Consider the following 10645-nt stretch of genomic DNA (forward strand, 5'->3'; position numbering starts at 1 on the left):
CCGCCCGTCAGCGTGTCGAGATCACGGACGGGCAGGCGTTCGGCGGCGGCAAGGAAGGCGTCGGCATGCATGGATGGGCTCGGGGCAGGCGTCGGAGACGCGAGCGGCCTGTCTACCCAAGCCAGTCTGATCGATGTCTGAACGGTCGGCCGCCACCGACCCCGCTACAGGGCGGTGCCGCTCTCCGCGACGAAATCGGCGATGCCACCGGCGGTCGTCAGCCAGATCTCGTCGCGACGCGCGGCGATGTGGGCGAGGGCCCGGCGCAAGGGGCGCAGGCGATGCGGCTGGCCGACGATGTAGGGATGCAGGGCGATCCCCATGACCAGCGGTGCGGTCCGCGACTGCTCCAGCATCTCGTCGAAGGCCTCGACGAGGGCGTCCGCGAATTGCTGCCCGGTCTCCTTGCGGGCGACGATGGCGGGGATGTCGTTCAGCTCCTGCGGATAGGGCACCGACAGGATGCGGCCGCCGTTACGGGTGGCAAACCAGGTCGGCTGGTCGTCGTGGCACCAGTCGAGGAGGTAGGTGTAGCCCGCTTCCGCCAGCAGGTCCGGCGTCCGGTGGCTCTGGGAGATCCAGGGGCCGAGCCAGCCCTTCGGGGCTTTCCCCTCCTGGGCGGTCAGGATCGCGGTGGCCTCGGCGATCAGCGCCCGCTCTTCGGCTTCTTCCCGGTCGCCCTGGCGCTCGGTGTTGGTGCGGCCGTGCCCGACGATCTCGTCGCCGCGCGCCCGGAACGCCTCGATCAGGCCGGGGCAATCGGCGTAGAGCCGGCTGTTGACGAGAACGCTCGCGGGCATCCGCAGGGCGTCGAGGGTGTCCTTGATCCGCCACGCGCCGACCCGGTTACCCCAGTCGCGCCAGGCGTAGTTCAGCACGTCCGGCTGCGGGCCGCCCGGCGCGAGCTCGGCGCCGAGGCCGCGGCCGAAATCGAAGCCCTCGAGGTTGAGCCCGAGATAGACCGCGAGACGCTTGCCCCCGGGCCAATCGTAGACCGGCCGGTCGGGCAGGGCGCTGTAGGCGTAGCGGCCGTGATGCGGCGCGGACGTGTCGGTCATCGGGGGGCTCGGAGGCGAGTGGCTCGGAGAGGGATCAGGACGGGTCGAGCAGCGCGGGCCGGCGCCGGGTCACCCACCGGGTCTCGGCGTCGTAGGCGGCGCCGAGCTGGAGGCAGGCGCGCTCGCCGTTGTTGGGGCCGACGATCTGGATGCCGGAGGGACGCCCGGCCGGGTCGAAGCCGACCGGCACGTTGAGGGCGGGCAGCCCGCTCATGGTGACCGGAATCGTCACCTCCATCCAGCGGTGATAGGTGTCCATCGCCCGGCCGCCGACGGTCTTCGGCCAGTGCTCCTCGACGGCGAAGGGGAACACCTGGGTCGAGGGCATGAGGAGGAAATCGTAGCGTTCCTGGAAGCGGCGCACGGCCTCGTACCAGGCGGTACGCCCCTCCTGCGCCGCGGTGACCTGATCCGCCGAGAGGGCGAGGCCGCGCTCCACCTCCCAGACCGCCTCCGGCTTGAGCAGCGCCCGGTAGTCGGGCTCGTCGTAGAGCGGACGCAGGTTGGAGGCCGTCATCCAGGCGCGCAGGGTCAGCCAATCGCGCCAGACCTTGCCCATGTCGAAGCGCGGGCGGTCCCATTCCACCTTGGCGCCCAGGGCCTCGAAGGCGGGAAGCGCGCTGCGGTCGAGGTCGAGTACCCCCGGCTCGAAGGGCAGGTAGCCGCCGAGATCGTCGAACCAGGCGATCCGGGCCCCGGTGAAGTCGCGCTTCAGGTCCTCGGCGAAGATGCCGGGGTCCTGCGTGTTCGAGTAGGGCACCCGCGCATCGTAGCCGGCCTGGACGGAGAGCATCAGGCCGAGATCGGCCGGCGACCGGCCGATCGCTCCGGCGACCCCGAGGCCGGCCGTGAACGCGTCCTTCGTCTCGATCGGGATGCGGCCGTAGGCGGTGCGCAGCCCGAACAGGTTGTTGAAGGCGGGCGGGTTGCGCAGGGAGCCGGCATGGTCGCTGCCGTCGGCCACCGGCTGCATGTGCAGGGCCACCGCCACCGCCGCGCCGCCGCTGGAGCCCCCGGAGGTCTTGCTCGGATCGTAGGCGTTCCGGGTGGCGCCGTAGACCGGATTGAAGGTCTGCGAGCCGAGGCCGAATTCCGGCATGTTGGTCCGGCCGATGAAGATCGCGCCGGCCCTGCGCAGGCGCTTGACCATGATGGAATCGGCCGCCGCGATGCGGTCGCGGAAGATCGGTGACCCTTGCGTGAAGGGCAGGCCCTTCACCGCGTCGATGTCCTTCACCGCCTGGGGAAACCCGTGCAGCGGCCCGAGGAAATCGCCGCGCGCCGCCTGCACGTCGCGTTCCTCGGCCGCGGCCAGGAGGTCGGCCCGGTCGCGCAGGGCGACGATGGCGTTGACGATCGGATTCAGCCGGTCGATCTGATCGAGATAGACGGTCATGACCTCGACGCAGGAGACGCGCCGGGCGTGGATCGCGGCCGAGAGGTCGACGGCGCCGAGGCCGAGGATGTCGTCGGCCGAAAGCCCGTTCGCCGCCGGGTGTTCGGTCGCGGCGATCAATGGGTCTGTGCTCATGCTCTGGCTCTGGAACGCGTCCGCGCGTGCCGCCCGCCCTCAGGCCGGCAGTCGCCGCTCCTGGAAGGCGTGGCAGGCCACGCCCTCGACCAGGGCGGGCACCTCGGTACGGCAGCGCTCGTTCGCGAAGGGGCAGCGCGGGTTGAAGGCGCAACCCGGGGGTGGGTTGATCGGGTTCGGGATCTCGCCCGAGACGGGGATGCGCTTGCGCCCGGTGAGGCCGATATCCGGAACCGCATCGAGCAGCATGCGCGTGTAGGGATGTTTCGGAGCACGGAAGAGTTCCCGTCCGTCTGCGATCTCGACCACGCGCCCCAGATACATCACCCCGATTCGGTTCGCCATGTGGCGGACGACGGCGAGGTTGTGGCTGATGAAGAGGTAGGTCAGCCCGAGGCGGTCCTGCAGGTCGCGCATCAGGTTGAGGATCTGGGCCTGGACCGAGACGTCGAGGGCCGAGGTCGGCTCGTCGCCCACCAGGAACTCCGCCTCCGAGGCGAGCGCCCGCGCGATGGCGATGCGCTGGCGCTGGCCACCGGAGAATTCGTGCGGATATTTCACCCCATCGTCGGGATGCAGCCCGACGAGGCCGAGCAGTTCGCCGACCCGGCGGCCGATGGCGGCCTCGCCCTGGAGCAGGTTGAAGGCCCGGATCGGCTCGGCGACGATCCGGCGGACCCGCCAGCGCGGGTTCATCGACGCATAGGGATCCTGGAAGACCATCTGGATGCGGCGGCGCAGGCGGCGGCGGGCGGCGGCCTCGCGCGGGTCGGTCATCGAAACGCCGGTGATGCGCACGTCGCCACCGCTCGGCGGCAGCAGCCCCACAACCATGCGGGCGACCGTCGACTTGCCCGAACCCGACTCGCCGACGAGCGCGAAGGTCTCGCCCCGCCGGATCTCGAAGCTGACGCCGTCCACCGCCCGCAGAATCTGGCGCGGCTGGCGCTCGATGACCCGCGCGAGCCAGGGGCGCGACACGTCGAAGGTACGGCGCAGGCCTTCGATCGACACGTAGGGCGCCTCCGAAGATCGGGCGCTCGGGGCGGGCGGCGGCATCACGGGCGCGTTCATGCGGCGGAGGCTTCCGAGCGGTCGTAGATGTGGCAGGCGACCCGGTGCGCCCCGACCGGGATCGGGTCCGGCCGCTCGACGAGACAGCGGGCGAAGGCCGAGGGGCAGCGCGGGTGGAAGGCACAGCCCTGCGGGATGTTGGAGAGGCGCGGCATCGATCCCGGGATCTGGGCGAGGCGGTCCGTCTCCTGGGCCAGCGTCGGGATCGCCCCCATCAGGCCCTTCGCATAGGGGTGGAGCGGGTTCTGCACCACGTCGCGCACGGGGCCGATCTCGGCGATGCGCCCGGAATACATCACCGCCACCCGGTCGGCGGCCTCGGCGATCACGCCCATGTCGTGGGTCACCAGCATCACGCTGGTCCCGCGCTCGGTGCCGAGACGTTTCAGGAGCGCGATGATCTGGGCCTGGACCGAGACGTCGAGGGCCGTGGTCGGCTCGTCGGCGATGATGAGTTCCGGCTCGGCGGCCAGCGCCAGGGCGATCACCACGCGCTGGCGCATGCCGCCGGAGAATTCGTGCGGGTAGCCGTCGATCCGCCGCTCCGGCGCCGGGATGCCGACCTCCGCCAGGAGGTCGATGGCGCGTTGGCGCGCCGCCTTCTCGGACAGGTCGGTATGGGTGCGGACGGTCTCCACGATCTGCCGGCCGACGCGGTAGAGCGGGTTCAGGCTGGTGAGCGGGTCCTGGAAGATCATGCCGATGCGCCGACCCCGGATCCGCCGCATGGCCTCCGGCGACAGGGTGTCGATACGCGTGCCCTTCAGCAGGATCTCACCGCCGACGATGGCGCCGGGCGGGTCGATGAGACCGATGACGGCCGAACCGGTGACGGACTTGCCCGCCCCGGATTCGCCGACGACGCCGAGGATCTCGCCGCGGGCGATGTCGAACGAAACGTCGTCGATGGCCGTGAGGGTGCCGCGCCGGCCCGCGAAGGCGACGCGCAGGTTGCGGACCGAGAGGACGGGTTCTGTCATGGCAGCTGTGTCATGCCGGCGCGATCACTGGAGTTTCGGGTTCAGGGCGTCGCGCAGCCAATCGCCCAGCAGGTTGATCGCCAGGACGAGACCGGCCAGCGCCAGGCCCGGGAAGGCGACGATCCACCACTCGCCGGAGAACAGGAAGCGGTTGCCGGTGCGGATCAGGGTGCCGAGGGACGGCATCGAGTCGGGCAGGCCGGTGCCGAGGAAGGAGAGCGTCGCCTCGGTGATGATGGCGAGCGCGAGATTGATGGTGGCGATGACGAAGACCGGCCCGAGGACGTTGGGCAGCACGTGCCGGACCATGATGACCGGGGAGGACAGGCCGATGAGCCGCCCGGCCTGCACGTAATCCTTGTTCTTCTCCACCAGAACGGAGGAGCGGACGGTGCGTGCGTACTGTACCCAGAACGACAGCCCGATCGAGAGCACGATGAGCCCGATGGCGGCGTTCGTGTCCATCTGGCTCCCCAACGCCGCCTTGGCGACGCCGTCCACAACCAGGGCGATCAGGATCGCCGGAAAGGTCAGCTGCACGTCGGCGACGCGCATGATCAGCGTGTCGACGAAGCCGCCGAAATAGCCCGCCAGCAGCCCGAGCAGGATACCGAGCGTGCCCGAGACGAGGACGCCGAGGAGGCCGACCACCAGGGACAGGCGGAGGCCGTAGAACACCGCCGAGAGCACGTCGCGGCCCTGGTCGTCGGTGCCGAGGGTGAAGGGGGCGACGCCGTCGGCGTACCAGAGCGGCGGCAGGTTCGAGTTCATGAGCTCGAGCTGTGCCGGGTCGTAGGGATTCTGGGGCGAGATCCAGGGGGCCGCCAGCGCCAGGAGCACGAAGACCAGCGTCACCGCGAAGGCGCCCATGGCCAGCTTCGAGCGGCGGAAGCTGGCATAGACGTCGGAATCGAGGAAGCGGGCGAGCGTCGAGCGCTTGGCCGGCGCCGGCGGGAGGAGGGGAGCGTCCTGCACGGAAGCGCTCATGCGGCGCGTCCCGTGGACAGGCGCAGGCGGGGATCGACGATGGTGTAGAGCACGTCCACCACGAGGTTGATGACGACGAAGATGGCGGCGACCAGCAGCAGGTAGGCCGCCATGATGGGGATATCGACGTTCTGCACGGCCTGGACGAAGAGCAGGCCCATGCCGGGCCACTGGAACACCGTCTCGGTGATGATCGAGAAGGCGATGACCGAGCCGAGTTGCAGGCCCGCGATGGTGATGACCGGCACCAGGGTGTTCTTCAGGGCATGGCCGAGATGGATCGAGCGGGTGGTGAGGCCCCGCGCGCGGGCGAAACGGATGTAGTCGGTGCGCAGCACCTCCAGCATCTCGGCGCGCACCAGCCGCATGATCAGGGTCATCTGGAACAGGCCGAGGGTGACGGAGGGCAGGATCAGCGCGCGCAGGCCGGACCCCGTCAGGAATCCCGTCGTCCACCAGCCGAGCCGCACGGTATCGCCGCGCCCGAAGGAGGGCAGCCAGCCCAGCGTCACCGAGAACAGGAAGATCAGGAGGATGCCGATGAGGAAGGTCGGCAGGCTGATGCCGACGAGCGAGATGGCGAGGAAGATCTTGGCGAGCCAGGTCTCCCGCCGCAGGGCGCAGTAGACCCCCATCAGGATGCCCACGGTGAGGGCGAAGAGCGTGGCGCAGAGGGCAAGCTCGAGGGTGGCGGGCATGCGCTCGGCGAGCAGCGCCGAGACCGGCTGGCGGAACTGGTAGGAGGTGCCGAACTCGCCCCGGGCCACGTTGCCGGCGTAGCGCAGGAACTGCACCGCCACCGCGTCGTCGAGGCCGAGATCCTTCCGGATGGCGACGCGCTCGGCATAGGGCGTGTCGACGCCCACGATCTGGTTCACGGGGTCGCCCGCGAACCGGAACATCGAGAAGGCGATGAGCCCCACCGCGAACAGCACGGCGATGGACTGAAGCAGGCGCTGGAGGATGAAGGCGATCATGGGTGGATGCCTCGTTGCCGGCGGCCGATCGCGCTCCCGCGCCCGAACGCGTTCCTCTCCCCGGCGGATCTCGGGCCTGCCCGAGATCCGTCAAGCTTGAGGGGAGCGGTCAGGCGTGGGGGTCGCGCCTCTGGCCTCCGCAGGTCGCGGCTCACCCAACCACATCCACCCCTAGCCCCTCCCCAAAAGGGGGAGGGGGACGCGCCCGGACACCGATCGGTCATGGGTGTCACGGCTGCTTCGAGACCCAGTACAGCATGAGCATGTTGTCCGGCCGCTGGACCAGGGTGACCTTCTTCGACACGCCCCAGGCGAGGGCCTGCTGGTGCAGGGGGATGAAGCCCCAATCGGCCTGGATGGTGTCGAAGCCTTCCTTGATCTGGGCGTTGCGCTTGGTCTGGTCGCTCTCGGCCTCGACCGAATCGGCCAGCGCGTCGACCTTCGGGTTGCAGTAGTTGCCGAGGTTCCAGTTGCCGCGGCCGGGCTTGGAGCCGTTCCGGCAGCCGGCGATCTCGAACAGGATGTTGTGCGAATCCTGGGAGGAGGGGGTCCAGCCGACGAGGTAGAACGAGGTGTCGTAGGCGGGCGCCAACACCTTGGCGAAGTACTTCGCCTTGGGCTGCGCGTTAAGGTTCACCTTCACGCCGACCCGGGCCAGCATCGAGACCACCGCCTGGCAGATCGCCTCGTCGTTAACGTAGCGGTCGTTCGGGCAGTCCATGCCGAGGGAGAAGCCGTCCGGGTAACCGGCCTCGGTCAGCAGGGCCTTGGCGCGCTTCGGATCGTATTCGGGGCGCTTAAACTCGGAGGCGCGGGGGAACAGCACCGGCGCGATCAGCAGGGCCGAGGGCACCGCCTGGCCGCGCATGACGCGCTTGGCGATCGTTTCCTCGTCGATGGCCCGGTAGAAGGCCTCGCGCACGCGCACGTCCTTGAACGGGTTCTTCCCCTTGACGTTCGAGTCCTTCAGCTCGTCGCGGGACTGGTCCATGCCGAGGAAGATCGTGCGCAACTCCGGCCCGGCCATCACCGTGGCGGTGCCACTGGCATTCACCCGTTGCGCGTCCTGCAGCGGCACGGGGTCGATCCAGTCGACCTCACCGGAGATCAGGGCGGCGACGCGGGTGGCGTCGTTCTGGATGGTGGTGAAGACCGCTTCGTCGAGGTTCGATTCCACCTTGCCCCAGTAATTGGGGTTCTTCTTGAACACCGTGCGTACGCCGGGCTGGTGCTCGGTGATGATGAACGGCCCGGTGCCGTTCTCATGCAGGGCGGCGTAGCTGGTCGAGGTCGCGCTCGGCAGGGTGGGAGCGACGGCGCCGTTCTTCTCGGCCCAGGACTTCGACATGATGTACCACGTCGAGAACTGGTACAGGGCAATCGGGTTCGGGCTCTTGAGCTTCATGTCGACGGTGTGGTCGTCGACCTTCACCCACTCGGCGTCGGACGGCACGTTGGTGGTGAAGTTCGAACCCGGCGCCCGGACGCGGTTGGCCGAGAAGATCACGTCGTCGGCGGTGAAGTCCGAGCCGTCGTGGAACTTCACGCCCTTGCGCAGGTGAAAGCGCCAGCGCGTCGGCTCCGGATTCTCCCAGGATTCCGCCAGCATGGGCGCCAGCTTCAGGTCCTTGTCGCGCGTGATGAGCGAGTCGAACACCGCGCCGTGCATGCCGATCGTGAAGCTCTCCTTGAGGGAGTAGGGGTCGAGGGACTTGATGTCGCCCTGGAAGGCGAAGCGGAAGACGTTGGCGGCCTGTGCCGGATTCGTGGCGGACAGCCCAAGAAACCCGGCGAGGGCAGCCGCCGACGCGAACGCTTTGACCGTGGACTTCAACAAGGCTTCCATCCTCTTCGTGCATGCTGTGCGCGTGCTGGCCGCGATCTTTGCGTGGCGCGGGCACCTTGGCATGGATCAGGCCAACTCAGAACCGGGCCGCGAACGCTGTGCACCCTCCATCGTGTGCAACGACCCGCGCGGCGGAAGCGGCACGGCCACGCGGGCCCGTGCCCAAAAATCAGTCAGCGACGACACTTTGGTCAACCCCCGCCCGCGCGTCGCTGCACAGACGCCCGCCGACCGCGGTCGAAACGGCATCCGTCAGACCCGTGTTCGCCAGACGCGTGTTCCTGGCCGACGCGTTTCCGGAAACCGGATCGGTGGTCGCGTGTTCTCCGAGCGGGGGTAGGTCAATGTCGGATCTCGAGTCCGCGCTTCAGCGCTTCAGAACCTTGATCCCGGCCGAACCGCCGGGGGCGATCCGGTCTTGTCGCGTCCGGATGGTTGGCGACCCGCCGGTCCGGCCGGAGCCGAGGACCGCACGCGACCGGGATCGCGCCGGTCCGGCCGAGCGCGCCGCGTGACCGCACAGGTCCGCGCGCCCGGTCCCGCCCTCCGCCTTCTCAGCTACAACATCCGCCATGGCCGCGGCATGGACGGTCGCGTCGCCCTCGACCGCATCGCCGCCGTCATCGATGCCTGCCGGCCCGACATCGTCGCCCTGCAGGAGGTGGATGCCGGGCGTGCCCGAACGGGCGGCGTCGATCAGGCCCGCGACCTCGCGAACCGCGTCGGCCTGCACGACCATTTCCATCCGGCCCTGCGCGTCGGAGCGGAGCGCTACGGCGACGCAATCCTGACGCGCCGTCCTTCACACCTCGTCAAGGCCGGCGGCCTGCCGGGTATGCCCGGCCTGGAGCCGCGCGGCGCCCTCTGGATCGAGGTCTCGGTCGGCGCCCACCGGCTTCAGGTTCTGAACACGCATCTCGGGCTGCGGGCCGCAGAGCGCTCCGTGCAGGTCGCCGCCCTGCTCGGACCCGATTGGCTGGAGAGCGCCGCAGCTCGAGGGCCGGTCGTACTGATGGGCGACATGAACGCCACGCCGTGGTCGCGGGCCTACCGGCAGCTGGCCCGCACCCTCACCGATGCCCGCAGGATCGCCTGCCAGCGCGGCGGGAACGCCACCTTCCCGAGCCATTGTCCCGTGCTGCGCCTCGACCACGTCTTCGTCGGCGCCGGCATCACGGTGGACCGGGTCTCGGTCCTGCACGAGGGGCTTGCGCGCACCGCCTCCGACCATCGGCCGCTTCTCGCCGAAATCGGCCTGCCGGCGGTGACGGGCAGTGCTCAGGAGGCGCTCGGCTCGCCCTCCGGCTCGGCCGCACTGACACCCTGATGCGGCTTGCCGTCCCGCAGGCGCCGCAGTTCCGTCTGCCGGCGCCAGGGCCGCCACGCGTCGGCGACGCCGACGGGGTCGCCGAGGTGCCAGGCCGCGATGAGACGGGCGAGGAGCCCACGCCGCGAGGGGATAACCGCGCAGAGCCGTTGCGGCGCCACCAGGGCCGGGTCGTCGAGCACGGCACGCAGGGATCCGCGCGTGCGGACCACCTCCTCGAAGCGCTCGCGCGGGCAGCCGGCGTGATGGGCCACGAGGCCGTCCCGCAGGCGCGCCACGGCGATGCGCGCGGCATCGTGGGCGTCGCCTAGCGGGACCTCGATCGCGAGGTCGCACTCGCTGTCGTAGCCCAGCGACCGATTGTTCAGATTGGTCGAACCGATCCGCAGCAGGCGGTCGTCGAAGATCGCGACCTTCGAGTGCACCAGGATGGTCCGCCCCCCCGGTGTCCGCGGCGCGAGGATGCGCAGACGGCCGTATCGGTCCGCCGCGAGCAGGCGCGCGATCATGACCCTGCGGGCGGTGTCCATGGTCAGGCGGTCGAAACCGTTCGGACTGCGCTCGGCCACGACCACCACGATCTCGGGGCCGTCCGGCTCGGCGAGGCGCGCCGCCAGGGCCTCGGCGATCAGTGGCGCGGTGAAGTACTGGTTCTCCAGATAGATGGTTCGGCGCGCGCTCGCGATCGCCGCCGCGTAGAGCGCCTGATTCTCGCGGATGCCCTCGCGCCCGCCATGCGCCGGCATGGTGCGGACCAGGGCCACCGGCACGTCGGTCAGGAGGGGCGTGACATGGGCCGGCCAGGGATCGGAGGCCCAAACCTCGCCCGGGGCAGGGCGCTCGCTCGGGGCGAGGGGTTCGTTAG

Annotated in this window: 10 protein-coding genes; 2 read left to right on the forward strand and 8 right to left on the reverse strand. The window is 69.9% G+C overall.

All coding sequences use genetic code 11. The features are described from left to right. Positions 1-164: 164 nt before the first annotated feature. From K2X24_RS11965 to K2X24_RS11995, 7 genes are all read right to left on the reverse strand, one after another. A complete protein-coding gene (locus K2X24_RS11965; protein WP_292498223.1) occupies positions 165-1058 on the reverse strand; it encodes a polysaccharide deacetylase family protein in 894 nt (297 codons plus the stop codon). 34 nt (positions 1059-1092) lie between these two features. Beyond that, the gene (locus tag K2X24_RS11970) at positions 1093-2589 is read right to left on the reverse strand and encodes an amidase (protein WP_292498226.1); all 1497 of its coding nucleotides are present in this window, start codon (positions 2587-2589) and stop codon (positions 1093-1095) included. 39 nt (positions 2590-2628) lie between these two features. Then, positions 2629-3648, reverse strand: a complete 1020-nt coding sequence (locus K2X24_RS11975) for an ABC transporter ATP-binding protein (protein WP_292498244.1) — start codon at positions 3646-3648, stop codon at positions 2629-2631. A gap of 11 nt (positions 3649-3659) precedes the next feature. Continuing rightward, positions 3660-4643, reverse strand: coding sequence for an ABC transporter ATP-binding protein (locus K2X24_RS11980; protein WP_292498229.1), 984 nt, complete (start codon positions 4641-4643; stop codon positions 3660-3662). A gap of 24 nt (positions 4644-4667) precedes the next feature. Further along, positions 4668-5630, reverse strand: a complete 963-nt coding sequence (locus K2X24_RS11985; protein WP_292498231.1) for an ABC transporter permease — start codon at positions 5628-5630, stop codon at positions 4668-4670. Further along, the gene (locus K2X24_RS11990; protein ID WP_292498234.1) at positions 5627-6607 is read right to left on the reverse strand and encodes an ABC transporter permease; all 981 of its coding nucleotides are present in this window, start codon (positions 6605-6607) and stop codon (positions 5627-5629) included. The genes K2X24_RS11985 and K2X24_RS11990 overlap by 4 nt, the downstream gene beginning before the upstream one ends. A gap of 229 nt (positions 6608-6836) precedes the next feature. Next, entirely contained in the window at positions 6837-8453 is a 1617-nt protein-coding gene (locus K2X24_RS11995) for an ABC transporter substrate-binding protein (RefSeq protein WP_292498236.1), read from the reverse strand. Between K2X24_RS11995 and K2X24_RS12000 the strand changes: the two genes are divergently transcribed. Then, positions 8431-8793: a hypothetical protein gene (locus K2X24_RS12000; RefSeq protein WP_292498239.1), complete on the forward strand. Its 363-nt coding sequence runs from the start codon at positions 8431-8433 to the stop codon at positions 8791-8793. The two genes, K2X24_RS11995 and K2X24_RS12000, sit on opposite strands and share 23 nt — an antisense overlap. 171 nt (positions 8794-8964) lie before the next feature. Then, on the forward strand, positions 8965-9780 hold the full coding sequence (locus tag K2X24_RS12005) for an endonuclease/exonuclease/phosphatase family protein (RefSeq protein ID WP_292498240.1): 816 nt from the start codon (positions 8965-8967) through the stop codon (positions 9778-9780). On the opposite strand, the gene K2X24_RS12010 is transcribed toward K2X24_RS12005, so the two are convergent. Next, the coding region (locus K2X24_RS12010; RefSeq protein ID WP_292498242.1) for a phospholipase D-like domain-containing protein at positions 9732-10645 on the reverse strand (914 nt) is incomplete at its 5' end. The genes K2X24_RS12005 and K2X24_RS12010 overlap by 49 nt on opposite strands.

It is taken from the genome of Methylobacterium sp., from assembly GCF_019750675.1.
In the GTDB taxonomy this organism is placed as follows: Bacteria; Pseudomonadota; Alphaproteobacteria; order Rhizobiales; family Beijerinckiaceae; genus Methylobacterium.